The organism is Streptomyces sp. JLBG701, assembly GCF_058544905.1.
The window spans coordinates 159,699-174,957 of the sequence record NZ_CM178588.1 but is presented as its reverse complement, the minus strand read 5'-3'; the positions used below and the strand labels follow the sequence as shown (position 1 = coordinate 174,957).

Below are 15,259 nucleotides of genomic sequence, written 5' to 3'. Positions count from 1 at the left end.
AGATGTCAGATCAGGCGAGGGCGAAGTAGCGCAGCCACACGTACCCGAGGGCGATGGCCACGGTGGCGGCGGTGACGATCAGCCCGTACTTGGTGAACTGCCAGAAGGAGATCGGCTGTCGGTTGCGTTCGGCGATGCCGAGGACGACGACGTTCGCGGAGGCGCCGATGGCGGTGGCGTTGCCGCCGAGGTCGGCGCCGAGGGCCAGGGCCCACCACATGACGTGGTCGCTGTCGCCGCCCATGTTGTGGACCAGGTCGCTGGTGATAGGCGCCATCGTGGCGACGTACGGGATGTTGTCGACCACGCCGGACAGCACCGCGGAGGCGCCCAACATGGTCATGGAGCCGCCGAGTTCGTTCGTGCCGATCGCGTCGGCCAGGCCCTTGGAGACCTCGTTGATGACGCCGGTGTCGATCAGACCGCCGATCATGATGAACAGGCCTGCGAAGAAGGCGAGGGTGGGCCACTCGACCTCGGACAGGACCTCGCTCGTGTCGGCCGTGGAGACGGCGATGAGCAGCCCGGCGCCGAGCAGGGCCACGATGCTCGGTTCGTAGTGCAGCACCGGGTGCAGGACGAACCCGGCCACCACCAAAGCGAGCACGATCAGGCCCTGGACCAGCAGGCGCGGGTCCTTGATGGCCTCGCGCTCCTCCAGTGCCATGATCTCGGCGGCGCGGTCCTCGTCGTAGACGAACGTCTTGCGGAACATCACCCGGCACAGGGCGACGAGGACGACGACCAGGACCGCGGACAGCGGGGCGAGGTGGACCAGGAAGTCGTTGAAGGTCAGGCCGGCCCGGCTGGCGATGATGATGTTGGGTGGGTCGCCGACCAGGGTCGCGGTGCCGCCGATGTTCGAGGCCAGTACCTCGGCGATCAGGAACGGGGCGGCGGGCAGCGCGAGGCGCTCGCAGACCAACAGGGTCACGGGCGCGATGAGCAGCACCGTGGTGACGTTGTCGAGGAGCGCCGAGGCGACCGCCGTGATGACGATCAGCATAGCCATCACCCGGAACGGTTTGGCCTTCGCCTTCTTCACGGACCAGATCGCCAGGTACTCGAACATGCCGGTCTTCTTCAGCACGCCGACGATCATCATCATCCCCATGAGCAGGAAGATGACGTTCCAGTCGATGCCGGAGTCCTCGGAGTAGAACGCCGAGACGTCGTCCGTGGCCCCGATCGCCAGCATGAGGCCCGCGCCGCCGAGGGCCACGGCGACGCGGTGGATCTTCTCGCTGATGATCAGGGCGTACGCGCCGACGAAGACGACGATCGCTGCCCAGCTGTGCCAGTCGTTCACGATCCTCCGAGGAAGTGTTCCAGCAGGGCGGCCGCGGTGACCGCGCCGATCAGCCTGGCCTTGTCGCCGTTGCGTTCGATCACCGCGACGGCCGGGGTGTCCTTGCGTGCCATGAGCGCCGCGATCTGCATGGGTGAGGCGTCCGGCCCGACTACTGCTGCGGTCGGACGGTGGCCGCGTGGCAGCCACTTGGCCACCGACCGTCCGCTCATCGACTCCCGGGCGTCGTCGTCGAACCGATCGTTGATCACGGCGGCCAGGAGCGGATCGTCCTGCACGTACTCGGGGACGAGGGCCTTGATGATGCGGGCGGCCGGCACGATCGCGTGCGGGTACTGGCCCCGGTCGAAGACCAGCAAGGCCGGCAGCCGCTCGCGCATCACCAGCCGGGCCGCCTCCTGGGCATCGTCGTCGACCAGCACCGTGGGGTACGGCTCCGCCAGGTCACGGGCGCGCATGGGCGCCGATCTCCTCGGACTGGCCGTCGGTGTCCTCGGGCGCGGCCGGGATCCCGGCCAGCTCGTCGACGTCGAAGGCGCGGGCGATCGGCACGTCCGTGGAGCTGTGGGCGATGATCGAGAAGGCGATGCAGACCGCGATCAGCGTGAATGCCTTCTCGGCCTGCGGGATGCCGGATTGCAGCACCAGCAGGCCGTAGACCACCGATGCGAAGCCCTTCGGGCCGAACCATGCCGCCACCAGCTTCTCCTTGCGGGAGATCCCCGTGCCGAGTAGCGAGATCAGCAGCGAGGCCGGGCGGATCAGCACGATCGCCAAGACCACGGCTGCATAACCGCCGAGCGACAGGTCACCGAACAGATGCGGGGTCAGCAGCGCGCCGAAAACGAGAAGCGCCGCGAACTTCGCGAGTTCCGCGAGCGCCTCACCGAGAGGCTCGAAGGACGCCTTCGCCTCTGGCGAGACGTGCGCCAGGGTCGCGCCCGCGGAGAAGGCGGCGAGGTAGGGGTTGGCGTGGGTGAGGTGGCAGGTCGCGTACAGGATGATTCCCGTCGCGAGCGGCAGCAGCGGCTGCAGCTTCGGCTCCGCGCCCAACAGCCGGAAGCGCACCAGCCCGTTCACGATCAGCGGCAGGGCGGTGCCGAACACCAGGCCGAGAAACAGCTCAAGAGCGATCGTGGAGCCGGAGGCTTCCGCGCTGTCCGCGGTCGGGCCGGCGGCGGCGATCAGGACGAGGACGACCGGCAGGGCGAGCCCGTCGTTGATGCCGCTCTCCACATTGAGCAACTGCCGTAGCTTGGCGGGGACTTCGAGCCGCCCGACGATCGCCGAGGCGAACACCGGGTCCGTGGGCGCCAGCACCGCGCCCACCAGGAACGACGTCGTCCAGTCCAGGCCCACCAAGTAGTGGGTGACCAGCGCCATGAACACGAACGCGAGCGGCATGCCCAGCCCCAGGGCGCGCGCCGGGTTCTTCCAGTGGGCGCGCAGCTTGGGCAGCGAGACGTGCATGCCGTCCGTGAACAACACCGCGAACAGCGCCAGATCGGCCGTCACGGACACGATCTCGCTGTCCGGCGTGATGTGAATCAGACCGAGGAATCCGTCGCTGACCAGCGCCCCGCCGACGAGGAAGAGGAAGGAGGTCGAGAGCACCGTCCGCGCCGCCAGGCCCGACAACAGCACCGCCACCAACAGCGCGGCACCGAACACCACCACCAGCACCATGACGGCCACCCCCGATCGGAAGAGAGATTGATCCCCTACTCGCCGACCAGGCTTCCCGGCACACCAGGGGGAACCTTACCCGCCCTTGACGCATCTTTGACAGATCACTGATGCGCACAGCGAGGGCTCGGTCATTGCCGGATTCCGGCAATGCTGAAATGCGGCGGCAGCTCTCTGCCCGAGCCCCGATCAGCCCAGCCACAACCCTTCCGGACGGCGGGCCTGTGCGAGCTGTGCCTACGCTGATGCCCAGGTGCGCCGGGAAGTCTGGTCGGCAATGGCCGCCCCCTGCCCTGGAGCTTCGGATGCCAGACTCATCCCCCGCCCGGAAGTCCCCCGAGCACCGGGGACTGCTCGGGGCAGGAAGCCGCCTGCGCCACCCGTTCCGGCGCCGCGGACACCAACCCGATTCCAACCCCGATCACGCCGTCGTACGGCTCTCCGGAGAGATCACCTCTGCCAATGCCGAACGCCTCGGCAAGAACCTGGAAGAGATCCTGCGCTCACAGCCCGGCGTCCTCGAGATCGACCTCGGCGGCGTGACGTACCTCCATGGCGACGGCGGCACCGTGTTCTTCATGGCGCTGCGCGCGGCGCGGGCCCCCGGCACGTGGGTGATGGCCACGCACGTCGGGCGCCAGCCGCTCGGCGCCCTCAACCAGCTCGGACTCGGGCGGGCACTCGACCTGTACGAAGGGGACGGGCCGATCGACTCACCAGGCGAGGGCGAGTAGCCGCTCCGAGCAAGGACAATCGGCATGGCACGCAAGCCGGTTCCGGCAGCGACAGGGGACTGATGTCTCCGCGGTCTGGACGTACGCCGGGGGAGCGGAGAAGGGTCGGCGACAGCCGTATTGACGACTCGCTGTGAGTGGCGTGACCCTCACGTCGCCTACCGGCAGATGCATGTTCATGCTGTTCGTGGACGCCGACGGGTTGGGTGTGCTCGTGACCGGTGAGACCTGCGGAATCTCGCCACCTGAGTGCGCTGTGGGGGTTCGACAACTGCTGTGTGCAGGGGTTGAGGCGCGGCGTAGGTGGCCCGGGGCGGCCAAGGGATGGCCGGACGCCTGTGGACAGTGCGGCACGGGATACCGGCACCGAGCACGGCGCATGTGTTCTGATCAGGCACAACAGCATCACGCAACATCAGCCGTCATCAGATAGCACGATCACTCGTGGCCTCGGAGTGCGCGGGCCGAAGGCCGGGCGGGAGACGTGCCCGCACGGGTATCAACCGCGTGGGCACCGGCCAACGACCCACGTGCGGCCGCGCCTTCGAGAGGCCGTCCCCCTGGCGCGGTCGCCGTTCCGGTGGGGACGGGGGAGCCCCTCCACGGTGCCGGATTCGACGCTGCGCCTGATTCAAGGATCACGCCGCGGCAACGGGCACCGCAGAGGCTACCGGCCCCACATGGAGGCCAGTGAGGGCCTTGCGCGGCGTGGTGCGCCAGGTCGACTGACGGGGACTTCCCGGGGCAGGTGGGCCCGGTCGGGATCGCCCACGAGCCCTGGGCGTACGTGCGACAGAACGCGGATGCCCACCCGTGTGCACCATGGCTTCGAGGGGTCATTATTCAACCGGAGGTATGCGCGGGCCGTACGGGGGCGGCGCGCTCGGGCAAGCCGATGCCGCTCGTCGGTTGATACTTATGCACGGCCGCCAACTCCCCTTCTGTGACCGCCAGTTAACTGGAGCGTCGGGGTGTCGGGGCATACGTCCTGGCCGGCTGCCTGCGGCTGGGGGTGCCGTTCGCTGCGTACGTCCTGCTGGTGAACCCTGCGCTGTCCTATGCGCTGAACACCCGCTGGGGGAGGCGACCGGCTCGTACAGTCAGGAGTTCCTCGGCAAGCCGCCCCAACTGGGGACGGGCCCGCTGCGGTTCGTGGGAGTGCTGCTGGTCTTCTCGCTGACCTGCGCGGGCGGAGTCGCCGTCCGGACGCCGGGCCCACTGCCGCGCCGGATGCCCGACATCACAGCAGGCCGCCTGCTCCTGTTCGCCGCGGTGGTGGTTCCGGCATCGTTCCTCGTCCGCCTGCCGTATCCGATCGGGGCCGAAAGTGATGTGTCGGGCCTGCAACTGTGGGAGTGGCCCGGCTGCATCACGGCGTTCACACTCGGCGTCATCGGCTACCGGCAGGGGTGGCTCGCCGCGGTTCCCGACCGGCTGTACCGGCAGTGCCGGACTACGACGCTGCTGGCCGTGGTGGCGATGATGGTGTTCATGGCCGGCCTGGGGGCCCTGGCCGGGGTCGAGGACGTGGCGGGCGGCCCGCACTGGTCGGCCCTGGGATTCACCCCTTGAGAGCATTCTTGTGGTAGCCGGTGCAGTGTGGCTGCTTGCCGTGGAGCACTGGTGGCTCGACCGGCCGTTGCGCTGGATCGGCCCGGTCGCCGGCCGCAGTGCGTACGGGGCGTTCATCGATCAGGAGTTGGTCCTGGTCGGGTTCGCCGTGGCCCTGCGGCCAGCCCCGCTGCCGACCGAGTCGAAGGCACTCACCGTAGCGAGCGGCGGGATCGCGGGATCGTTCGAACTCGGCCGGCTCCTCATCGCCCGCGTTCCCGGCGTGGCCCGCATCCTCTAGCCGGATGTCCGGCCGATGTGCGGCCGGCCGCAGTGGTGGGGACGGTCAGCTTGCCCGTGCCGCCCGGCGGGGCCAGCCGACGGTCAGGCGGTCGCCATCGTCGGTGACGTGGGTGCCCAGTTCGGCGCAGGCGCGGGTGAGCCGGTCGGCGATCCGGGCGTACTCCTCGCGGTCGGCGAGGCGGGTGTGGCAGTAGTCCAGGGCGATCGGGATCGCCTCGGTGTGCCGGGGCCGTGCTCGTCCAGGGTGATCAGCCAGAGCAGGCCCAGGTCGTTGCGCGGGGCTGAGTGGCCGGCGTAGTCGTTGATGAGGTCGAACAGGTCGAACAGGTCGAACAGGGCGTGGCGGGTGAAGCCGTGGAAGACGTGCGCGGAGAGGCCGATGACGAGGTCGGCCCCGCTTCGGTGAGGGCGGGTGCGGCGTGGAGTACGTGGGGGACGGGGCGGGCGGTCATGGTGGGGCCCCAGTGCATGCCGACCAGTACGACCTTCGTGTCGTGTGCCAGCGTACATATGGTCACGGTGAGCCAGTCGGGCACGGCCTCGTGCCACAGGTCGGCGTGGGCCACGCCGGGCCGGTCGGGGCCCGCGGCGAACTCGGCGGGGTTGGTCGGTGACGGCCACGATCCCGATACGCAGCCCGCCGGACTGCAGGGTCGGCGGAGTGCGGGTCTCCTCGATCGTGGCCCCGGCACCGACGGAGTGGATACCCGCCCGTGCCAGGTGGGCACGGGTGTCCAGGAGGACGGTGGGGCCGTAGTCGAGGGTGTGGTTGTTGGCCAGGAAGACCGCGTCCCCGCCGAGGTCGGCCAGCACGTCGGCGGCGCGGGGTGAGGCGCGGAGGAAGAAGGTCTTGCCCGGCACGTCGACGGGGGTGCCACGGTCGGAGACGCAGCATTCGAGGTTCAGCAGGAACAGGTCCGCGGACGCGACGAGTTTGTGCACCGCGGGGGTGAACAGGGGGTGCTGCGTCCGGTGGGCCAACACCTCGCCGACGCCGCGGCCCAGCAGGGCATCCCGGCCAGAGCGATGGTGACGGCCATGGTTTCTCGCCTCCGCGTACTCTGCCTGGCTACACAGGCCCTGGGGCAGCAGAATGTCGTGTGCCTGGCCGGCGCCGCGGTCGCCGCCGTCCGCCCTGTCCCCGGGCTGTCTTCGAGGCCGTCTCCCGGGCGTGCGCCTTCGATCCTGCGACGCCGTCAGCGTCGGCTCCGTCCCTCCCCGCTCAGTGTCGCCCCCCACCGGCGAGCGGGAGGGAGGGCCGAAGGGGCCGTGGCTGGGGGCAGTCGGCCCTCGCCGAGCCCGCCCGGGGACATTGCGGCGGGTCGCGCCGTCGGCTGCCGTACGTCCCCGGGCAGGACCGGTGTGGACGGAGCATCGTGTACGAAGCCGAACGGCATCCCGTGCTGGTCGGCCAGCGTCCGTGCCAGTTGCAGCACGTTGACGCCGCCTGCGCCCAGGTTGCCGGTGCGCCGCAGATCGACCAGGACGGCGGTGCCGCCCGGGCGGATGGCGGTGTGCAGCAGACGGCCCAGGTGGGGTTCGGCGGCAGGGCCGATCTCCTCCCTGACCTCGATCAGCAGACACCCGGCGTAGCGGCGGACCGCGACGGGCGAGGAACCCGGGCCGGTATCAGCGGCTCGCACCGTCCGTGATCGCGGCGGCATCGTCCACCGACGACGAGACAGACGAGACAGAAGTGCCGCCGACGGGCGGAGAGGAAGAGGAACGCTCCACGTCATGGTGCCCCCTGAGCACGGCCGGAGAGGTGGAACCGTCGTAGCGCGAACGCCGACAACGAGTCTGCCGCCGTCCATCGGTCTGCGGCAGGGTCCGATGGTCCCGGCTCTGAGCCGGATGTCCCTACCGACACCCGGCGGAACGCGATGCAATAGGGAACAGGAACAACTCGCCGCCGCGGGGTGCGATGGCTGAGTGCCGCCGGACCGCGACAGTGGGTGGGGAGGCGGCTCATGCGTTTCGACGACCGCAGGGCAGCCGGGCGACAGCTGGCACGGCGCCTCGAGTTCCTGCGTGGCCAGGACGTGGTGGTGCTGGGGCTGGCACGGGGCGGAGTACCGGTGGCGTACGAGGCGGCCCGTGAGCTGGGCGTGCCGCTGGACCTGCTCGTGGTGCGCAAGCTGGGTGTGCCGTGGCAGCCGGAGTGGGGCTTCGGCGCGATCGGCGAGGACGGAGTGTGCGTCCTCAACGCCGACGTGATCCGGGAGACCCGGCTGAATCCCGCCGAGCAGGCGGCCGTGGAGCGGATCGAACGGGCCGCACTCGACCGGCGGGTGCGCCGCTACCGCCAGGGCCGGGTTGCTGTCCCTGTCGCCGGGCGTACGGCAGTGGTGGTGGACGATGGGCTGGCCACCGGCGCAACGGCCGAGGCCGCTTGCCGGGTGGTGCGCGGTCGGGGCGCGGCGCAGGTCGTCCTGGCCGTACCGGTCGGACCGGAGCGGACGATCGCGCACCTGCGAAGCGTGGCTGACCGGGTCGTCTGCCTGGAAGCGCTCCGCTACATGGGCTCTGTCGGTGCCCAGTACCGCGACTTCACGCAGACGTCCGACGCCGAGGTGACCACTCTGCTTACGCAGACCTCCGACCCCGCGTCCGCGCCTTCCCTCCCGGCCGCCTCCGACCCGCCGCCCGCGAACCGGGAGATCGAAGTGGACGCCGATCGGGCACGACTGGCCGCCAGGCTCGTCCTGCCCGATGCGGCCCCGGCCGTGGTGGCGTTCGCGCACGGCAGCGGCAGTGGCCGACACAGTCCGCGCAACCGGTACGTCGCCGCCACCCTCAACCGAGCCGGCCTGGGAACCCTGCTGCTCGACCTGCTCACCGAGGACGAGGAACGCGACCGGCACAACGTCTTCGACATCGTCCTGCTCGCCCGGCGCCTGCACGCCGCCCACCTCTGGTTGCGCCGCGAAACCGCCCTGCCCGTAGCCTACTTCGGGGCGAGTACGGGCGCGGCCGCTGCGCTGGAGGCCGCGGCCGCCCCTGACGCCGACATCCGCGCGATCGTCTCCCGCGGCGGCCGCCCCGACCTGGCAACCCCCGCCGCCCTGGCGCACGTGCGGGCCCCGACCCTGCTCATCGTGGGCAGCCTGGACACCCGGGTGCTCGGCCTCAACCGGCTCGCCGACGACTGGATGCGCTGCGAGCACCGCCTTGCCGTCGTCCCCGGCGCCACCCACCTCTTCGAGGAGCCCGGCGCCCTGGCCACGGTCGCCGAACTGGCCCGGGACTGGCTGACCGCGCACCTTGCCCACCCGGCAGCCCCCGCACCGCTGCGCCGAGCGGAGTGACGGGCCGGCGCTGCGACCACCTTGAAGGCCCGGTGGGCGGCACGGCCCTGGAGAGATCAGGTTCCAGCCGCGCCCGACCACGGCGACCTGTGGGGCTACCAAGGGTTTCGTCCTGTCGTTCGGGAGGCACTGGCGGTTGAGTGCCGCCCCGGCGGCATCCGCGCGTCGGCTTTGTGCCGGGTCGCGTTCACACCGGGTTCGCGACAGCCGCGGGCGGTCAGGCATTCGCCCCCCCGGTTACGTTTCTGCCTGTCAGGCTCCTGGTCGAATATGGACACGGCTGGGCTTGCGCCTCGCGCCCGTGGCTGGGCGGCAGGTCCGGATGGGCCGTGAGCGGGACCTGTGGCCTCCCCCGGTGGCCCCTTCCGGCCCTGTCACCGAGCGCTCGTGGCTGTGAGCGTGAAGGTGAGGTGCCGATTCCGTCCGGCGGTGACGGAGCCGGCGCCAGGAGGGTCGCATGACTGGCAGAGCCCAAGCCGATGCCGCCCGGCGCGACCCCGCCGACGGGGAGCAGGAGCACGACGTGTCCAGGCGCGGGGTACTGCGCGGAGCGGGTATGGGCGTGCTCACCGTCGCGGTGGCCGGCACCGGTGCGGCCTCCTACAGGGCGTACGACAACCAGCTCCTCGGCCCGACCGGCGGGAAGGCCTTCGACGCCTGGCGGCAGTGGCGCGGCGAGTCGGGCCCGCGCGGCATGGTGGCGGCAGCCGTGCCGGCCGCGAGCCCGCACAACACCCAGCCGTGGATCTTCCACGTCGGCGACACCGGGATCGACCTGTTCGCCGACCCGGCGCGGCGGATGGCCGCCCCCGACCCGTACGGCCGCGAGATGCGCGTCGGACTCGGCTGCGCGTTGGAAAATCTCGTGCTGGCCGCCCGGGCCCGCGGATACAAGCCCCGGGCCGTCCTGTTGCCCGACGCGTCCGCCTCCTCGCTGGCCGCCCGGGTCGAACTCACGACCGGCCCGGTACGGACCTCGGCCCTCTACGACGCGATCGGCGACCGCCGTACCAACCGCGGCCCGTACGCCGACAGGCCCCTGCCGGACGGCTTCCTGGACGAACTGACCGCCCTCAACGACACCTCCGGACCGGTCCGCCCGGTCTGGCTGACGACCGCCCGGGCCAAGAAGGAGATGGGCGCGCTGCTGGTCGAGGCCGCGCAGGCGGTGACGGCCGACGAGGCGCAGTCCAAGGACGGCTTCCGCTGGTTCCGTGGCGACGCGGACGCCATAGAGCAGCACCGGGACGGCCTCACCCTCGACGGTCAGGGCCTGGGTGCCCTGACCACCGCCGTCGCCAAACTGCTGCCGACGACCTCCCGCACTTCCGGCGACAGGTTCTGGGTGAACCAGACCCGCACCGTGCACACCAGGACGGCTGCCGCCTACGGCGTGCTGCTGGTGCCCGACCCGCGTGATGCGGCGCAGCAGCTCGCGGGCGGGCGGCTGCTGCAGCGCATCCACCTGGCCGTGACCGCGCGTGGGCTGGCCCTGCAGCACATGAACCAGATCACCGAACGCATCGACCGCGACCTCAGCCTGGGCCGGAAGCCGGAGTTCGGCCCGCGGCTGGCCGCCCTCGTGATGGACCCGGACCGTCAGGCGTTGGTCGCGTTCCGGCTGGGCCGTCCCGTACGCCCCGGGCGGCCGAGCCCGCGTCGGCCGGTGTCGGAGGTGGTCCTGTGAGTACGCGATCCGACCGGTACGCGGCACGGTCGGGGCTGCTGGGCGGCGCGCTCGGCGTGACGGCGGGCATCGTGCAGGCCGCCGCGGGCGGGGAGTTGGGGGCCTGGGCGGGGCACAAGGCGGATCCGGTCCCGTTGGGCCTGCTGACCATCGCCCTGTCGGGCCTGGCCCTGGTGGCGGCCGTGGTCCGACTACGGGCGACCCGGCCACCAACCGCCGTGCGCCGCACGGCTCTCGCGGGTGCCGGGCTGGTGGCGGGGACGGTGTGCTTCTCCACGGTCGGGCGGCTGTGGTGGCTGCCCGGGGCACTGCTGCTGTCGGCCGCGGTCGCCGAGATCCGTGCGGCTCCCGCCGACGTGGCCCGAGTCGTCCGCCGTGCCTGGCCGGCGATCCTCACCGGCGTGCTGGGTGCCTGCCTGATGCTGGTCGCGTCGGCCGCCGACTCGTCCCTGGTGCTGTGGACGGGCTTGGTCGGCGGGCTCGCCGTGGCGTTGGCACCGTGGATCGCGGGCCGCTCCGTTCCCATCGCGGTCGCCGCCCTCCTGCTCGGGGCAGTGCCGTTCGCGGTGATCACTTGGTGGTCCGCAGTCACCCCGCTCGCGGCCGCCCTGGCACTCCTCACCGGCACGGTGGCGATGCGTCGCCACCACCGGCACCGTTTCTTCGAACCCGGGGGCCCGAGTTGACGACCAGGCCCGTCCCGCGCCTCCCGAAGAGGACCACAGCCACGCAGCCTTGACCGCTCGTTCGAGGCCGGTGGCACGGTCTCACCGGCACACGTGTTCGAAGTGCCGGCCCGAACGCCGCACCGTCGATGCCGCCTTCGAACGGGCCGATCGGTGCACACCAGCGTGTGCAACGGACGTGCAAGGTGCCGGAGCGTACGTCACTTCAGGGCCGAACGCCCACCCGGATCACCGGCATCGCTCTGCTGTCCACGTCGGCCGGACAGCTGAACGGTACCCCGATGGGGCTGCCGCCCGCCGGTGCCCGCCTGCTGCACCGGGCCCTGGCAGTCGGCCTGCCCCAGCTCGCTCGCCTGCCCGCGACCGTCGACGCCGTAAGCCGCCACACGGGGCTCCTGGCCTTCCGGCTCACCCGCCCGCTGCTGTACCGGTCACCGGTCGAGCCGACCGCGGTCCGGGTCACCATCCACGCCATGGCGCGTGTCCCTGTCACCACCATCGCCGCCTGCTACCCGGCCCTGATGGCCCACGACCAGTACGCGGCCCTCCCTGCCCTGGGACGCTGCCCTGTCCTCGTCGCCGTCGGTATCAATGACCAGATCACCGCCGCCATCCACAGCGCCCCCCTCACCGAGCGGATCCCCTCTGCCGAACTCGCCGTCGTCCCCAGCGCCGCGCACCTGCTCCCGCTGGAACGCCCGGACGACATCAACGCGTTGCTCCTTGAGCTCCTGACACGCAGCACGGCAGCAGCCCTACCACCGGGCTCGGCGACCGCGCCCGGCGCCCCGAACCCGGAGAGCGCCCGGCCTTCGATCCCCGTACGCGGCCCCGACCAAACGCCCGTGCTGGAGCCGGGTCGCCCTCACCTGGCAGGACTCCGGCACCCGGACCCACCTGATGGTCCAGTCCGACCTGGTGACCATGCCTGTTTCCGGCATCAACTCCGACAAGTAGCTGTTCCGCCGTCGCCTCGGCCATCACCTCCGTCGTCACCAAGGGGCCTCTCGGCCGCGTGGAGGGCCTCTCGGCCCCTGTCGTCACGTCGGCCGGAGTGTGCATGATGACCGCACGCCCCGGCCGTGCCTCGACACGGTGGACGAAGCGGGTCCCGAGGAGGACGTCCTGGAGGTGGTCGCCATGAGTACGGTTCCCTGGCGCAAGTCGCGCAAGCGCCCGATGACCGTTGTGGACCTGCCGTGCGCGCAGCGCACCGTGGGCGTGGAGGCCGTGCTCCGGCTGCCGAACGTGATGATGCTCGCGGTCGAGGACGCCTGCACCCAGATCGCCCTGACGGACTGGCGACGCCGCGAACCGCCCCGCTGGCGGCCCCAGGCACGGCACCGCTGGCATGGCGAAGGGCGGCGACTGGAGGCCAAGAAGGACCGGCTGAAGGAGCTGGCCGCGAAATGCCTGGACACTCCGGACTGACCGAACCGCACCGCACCCGCAGCTTCCGACCTTGGACTCCTGCGTGGTCGTGAGTGGCTGGTCCACTCTGTCCTCGTGGGATACGCCAGCGCACACGGCTGCACTCGCGCCGTTGCGGAACGCATCGCCGCCAAGCTCGCCGAACACGGCCTGGACACGGAGGTGCACGCCCTGCAGCCGCACCGTGAGGCCGGTGCCTACGACGCCCTCGTCCTTGGCAAGTACGGCGACTACCAGGGCTGGAAGGACATCGACGCCTGGGTGTCCATGGCCCGGCAACTGAGCTCGACCGGCTGACTGTTCGCCTCCTCACGGGCTGTTCGGTACCCGGCGCCGCCGTCGTCAGCGACTTCGTCGCACAGCCGAAGAAGTAGAGGCCGTTGTCCGCGTGCAAGTGCGCGGCTGCTCTTGCCTGCCTTGCCCTGCCAGGACACCTTGCCGTCGGCCCACCGAACGACGGTGAATCACGGCCGGTCGTCCCCGGGACAGGGGCCGAGTGGCCCGCCCCGGGTCACCGCTCCGTGTCCGACGATGAAGGTGTGGAACGCGGCGAGGGGAAGTGCGTCGTGAACTGCTACGACTGCGCACTCGACGACACGGTGACGCCGGCGGTCGCGGTGTGTGACCGCTGCGGGTGCGGGGCGTGTGTATGGCACGCCCATGTCTTTGGACGCTTGGTGGAGCACATGGCCGGCAGGGGGACGGGTTACGAGCGGAAGCTCGCGCGGCGTGCGACGTGCGGGGTGTGCCGTGAGATCGAGGCGTTCGACCATGTGCGGTGCGCCGGGTGGGTTCGGGAAAAACCGTACCGAGGAAGGCGGGGAGTCCGGTGAAGGAGACACTGCCTCTGGGGCGGATAGCCGGTGTCCGCGTCGGCCTGCACTGGAGTGTGCTGGTCATCGTCGGCCTGGTGTCCGTCATGCTGGCGATCGGCCGCTTCCCCCAGGCCCATCCCGGCCATCCGGGCTGGGCGTACTGGGGGCTGGCGCTGCTGACGGCCGTGGTGTTCCTGGCCTCGCTGCTGGCGCACGAACTGGCGCACGCGGTCGTCGCCCGGCGCAACGGAGTCAAGGTCGACGGCATCACACTGTGGATGCTCGGCGGAGTCGCCCGCCTGCAGAGCGAAGCCCCCACCCCGGCCGCGGAGTTGCGGATCGCCGCGGTGGGGCCGCTCACCAGCGCTGCGGCCGGCGGGCTGTTCACCGGCCTGGCGCTGTGGCTGGAGGAGCTGCACGCGTCCGGGGTCGTGGTCGAGGCCGTCGCGTGGCTGGCCGCGATCAACATCGTGCTCGCCGTCTTCAACGCGATACCTGCCGCTCCGCTGGACGGCGGGAGGCTGCTGCGGGCGTTCATCTGGCATCGCACCGGCGACCGGCTCCGGGCCACCCGCGGCGCGACAGCCGCGGGCCGTATGCTGGGCTGGTTCATGGTCGTGACCGGGTTCGCGGCCGTGCTGTTCGCCGAGGATCTGTCCGGGCTGTGGCCGGCCCTGATCGGCTGGTTCCTGATCGCCGCCGCGACCGCCGAGGAACGGCAGTCGGAGGTGCGTGGTGTGTTGGACGATATCCCCGTCAGTCGCGTGATGACCCGAGATCCGGTCACCGTGCCGACTGCGGTGACCGTTGACCGGTTCCTGGCCGAGGGCCCCTTCGGCCACTACCGTCACTCCGCCTTCCCCGTGCTCGCCCCGGACGGGACGGCCGCCGGACTGGTCACCGTCGTACTCGTCAACCAGATCCCGCTCCAGGCCCGCGACACCACGACGGTCGGTGACGTGATGCGTCCGCTCTCCGACGTAGTGACGGCCGCCCCGGACGACCTGGTCGTGGATCTGCTGCCCCGACTGGAGGCGAGCAGGGACCGCCGGGCCCTGGTCCTCGACGACGGACAGCTGGTCGGCATCGTCACACTCGCCGACGTCAGTCGTGCCCTGACCTGGCTGACCACCGCCCCCCGGGCCAGCTCCTGAGCGACTCGCCCTCGCAGCACGGCCGAGAGCACCCGAAGGAGGTGCGGTGATGAACACGAACTCACCGTCGACCAGCCCGTCGAGGCCGGCGGCGACAACGACGGCCCCCCCGTCGAGCTGTTCGTCGTCTCGCTCGCCGGCTGCGTCGCGTTCCCCCGGTCTCGACTTCGCTCGACCGGGAGAGACCCCCATCGTGGGCCGCTTCCTGCAGCGGCACCACCTGCCGTACGGCCAGCTGCAGGTCAGGCCCGCGTTCGACATGACGGACGACCGGCCCGCCCGGGGCGCGACCGTTCGCATGCGGATCCTGCTGCCCGTCCAGTTGAGCAACGCGCGGCAGGAGGCCCTGCGTGTAGTGGTCGACCACTGCACCGTGCGCAACACACTGCGGATGCCGCCCGAGATCACGATCGAGGTCGGCTGATACGGAGGAGTCCTTGCCGCCGCAGTCTGCGTGCCCGGGCATTCCACCGGTCGATCTCGTCCCGGCTGCGGTGGTCGCAGTGGCGGCCGCATGTCGCTGGGCAGGGCCCTGGGCTCGTACAGCCGGCGACGCTCTCAGCGACGGTGAGAGGCAACCGTGTTTCTCGTGCCC

General features: G+C 71.0%; 16 protein-coding genes. 11 read left to right on the top strand and 5 right to left on the bottom strand.

Annotated features, from left to right (window positions below; genetic code table 11):
- Positions 1-10: 10 nt before the first annotated feature.
- From AC5DRG_RS00910 to AC5DRG_RS00900, 3 genes are read right to left on the bottom strand one after another with little or no spacing between them, the layout of a single operon-like run.
- Positions 11-1,309 (bottom strand): ArsB/NhaD family transporter, encoded by a 1,299-nt coding sequence (locus tag AC5DRG_RS00910; RefSeq protein WP_491807378.1) that lies wholly within the window; start codon positions 1,307-1,309, stop codon positions 11-13.
- Complete coding sequence (locus AC5DRG_RS00905) at positions 1,306-1,767, bottom strand: CBS domain-containing protein (protein WP_491807377.1); 462 nt, start codon at positions 1,765-1,767, stop codon at positions 1,306-1,308. The genes AC5DRG_RS00910 and AC5DRG_RS00905 overlap by 4 nt, the downstream gene beginning before the upstream one ends.
- The gene (locus AC5DRG_RS00900) at positions 1,754-2,995 is read right to left on the bottom strand and encodes a cation:proton antiporter (protein ID WP_491807376.1); all 1,242 of its coding nucleotides are present in this window, start codon (positions 2,993-2,995) and stop codon (positions 1,754-1,756) included. Before AC5DRG_RS00900 ends, AC5DRG_RS00905 begins: the two co-directional genes overlap by 14 nt.
- Positions 2,996-3,300: 305 nt before the next feature.
- Between AC5DRG_RS00900 and AC5DRG_RS00895 the strand changes: the two genes are divergently transcribed.
- The 3 genes from AC5DRG_RS00895 (at position 3,301) to AC5DRG_RS00885 (ending at position 5,581) form a co-directional block, all read left to right on the top strand.
- Positions 3,301-3,729, top strand: a complete 429-nt coding sequence (locus tag AC5DRG_RS00895; protein ID WP_491807375.1) for an STAS domain-containing protein — start codon at positions 3,301-3,303, stop codon at positions 3,727-3,729.
- Positions 3,730-4,881: 1,152 nt separating this feature from the next.
- The gene (locus AC5DRG_RS00890) at positions 4,882-5,301 is read left to right on the top strand and encodes a hypothetical protein (RefSeq protein ID WP_491807374.1); all 420 of its coding nucleotides are present in this window, start codon (positions 4,882-4,884) and stop codon (positions 5,299-5,301) included.
- A 10-nt stretch (positions 5,302-5,311) separates the two neighbouring features.
- Positions 5,312-5,581, top strand: coding sequence for a hypothetical protein (locus AC5DRG_RS00885; protein ID WP_491807373.1), 270 nt, complete (start codon positions 5,312-5,314; stop codon positions 5,579-5,581).
- 83 nt (positions 5,582-5,664) lie between these two features.
- Here AC5DRG_RS00885 and AC5DRG_RS00880 read toward each other — a convergent pair whose 3' ends face one another.
- Positions 5,665-6,564 (bottom strand): CapA family protein, encoded by a 900-nt coding sequence (locus AC5DRG_RS00880; protein ID WP_491807372.1) that lies wholly within the window; start codon positions 6,562-6,564, stop codon positions 5,665-5,667.
- A gap of 215 nt (positions 6,565-6,779) precedes the next feature.
- Positions 6,780-7,226 carry a hypothetical protein gene (locus AC5DRG_RS00875; protein WP_491807370.1) on the bottom strand — a complete coding sequence of 149 codons (447 nt, stop codon included), beginning with the start codon at positions 7,224-7,226 and terminating at the stop codon, positions 6,780-6,782.
- A 327-nt stretch (positions 7,227-7,553) separates the two neighbouring features.
- Between AC5DRG_RS00875 and AC5DRG_RS00870 the strand changes: the two genes are divergently transcribed.
- The 8 genes from AC5DRG_RS00870 (at position 7,554) to AC5DRG_RS00835 (ending at position 15,088) form a co-directional block, all read left to right on the top strand.
- Entirely contained in the window at positions 7,554-8,891 is a 1,338-nt protein-coding gene (locus tag AC5DRG_RS00870; protein ID WP_491807369.1) for a phosphoribosyltransferase family protein, read from the top strand.
- Between the two features lie 457 nt (positions 8,892-9,348).
- On the top strand, positions 9,349-10,578 hold the full coding sequence (locus AC5DRG_RS00865; RefSeq protein ID WP_491807368.1) for an Acg family FMN-binding oxidoreductase: 1,230 nt from the start codon (positions 9,349-9,351) through the stop codon (positions 10,576-10,578).
- Positions 10,575-11,264, top strand: coding sequence for a hypothetical protein (locus AC5DRG_RS00860; protein WP_491807367.1), 690 nt, complete (start codon positions 10,575-10,577; stop codon positions 11,262-11,264). The genes AC5DRG_RS00865 and AC5DRG_RS00860 overlap by 4 nt, the downstream gene beginning before the upstream one ends.
- A gap of 185 nt (positions 11,265-11,449) precedes the next feature.
- On the top strand, positions 11,450-12,328 hold the full coding sequence (locus tag AC5DRG_RS00855; protein ID WP_491807365.1) for an alpha/beta hydrolase: 879 nt from the start codon (positions 11,450-11,452) through the stop codon (positions 12,326-12,328).
- Between the two features lie 76 nt (positions 12,329-12,404).
- Positions 12,405-12,695, top strand: a complete 291-nt coding sequence (locus tag AC5DRG_RS00850) for a hypothetical protein (protein WP_491807363.1) — start codon at positions 12,405-12,407, stop codon at positions 12,693-12,695.
- Between the two features lie 75 nt (positions 12,696-12,770).
- Positions 12,771-12,992, top strand: coding sequence for a hypothetical protein (locus AC5DRG_RS00845; RefSeq protein ID WP_491807361.1), 222 nt, complete (start codon positions 12,771-12,773; stop codon positions 12,990-12,992).
- Between the two features lie 532 nt (positions 12,993-13,524).
- A complete protein-coding gene (locus tag AC5DRG_RS00840) occupies positions 13,525-14,664 on the top strand; it encodes a site-2 protease family protein (RefSeq protein ID WP_491807359.1) in 1,140 nt (379 codons plus the stop codon).
- A 193-nt stretch (positions 14,665-14,857) separates the two neighbouring features.
- Positions 14,858-15,088, top strand: a complete 231-nt coding sequence (locus tag AC5DRG_RS00835; protein WP_491807357.1) for an OsmC family protein — start codon at positions 14,858-14,860, stop codon at positions 15,086-15,088.
- Positions 15,089-15,259: the final 171 nt, after the last annotated feature.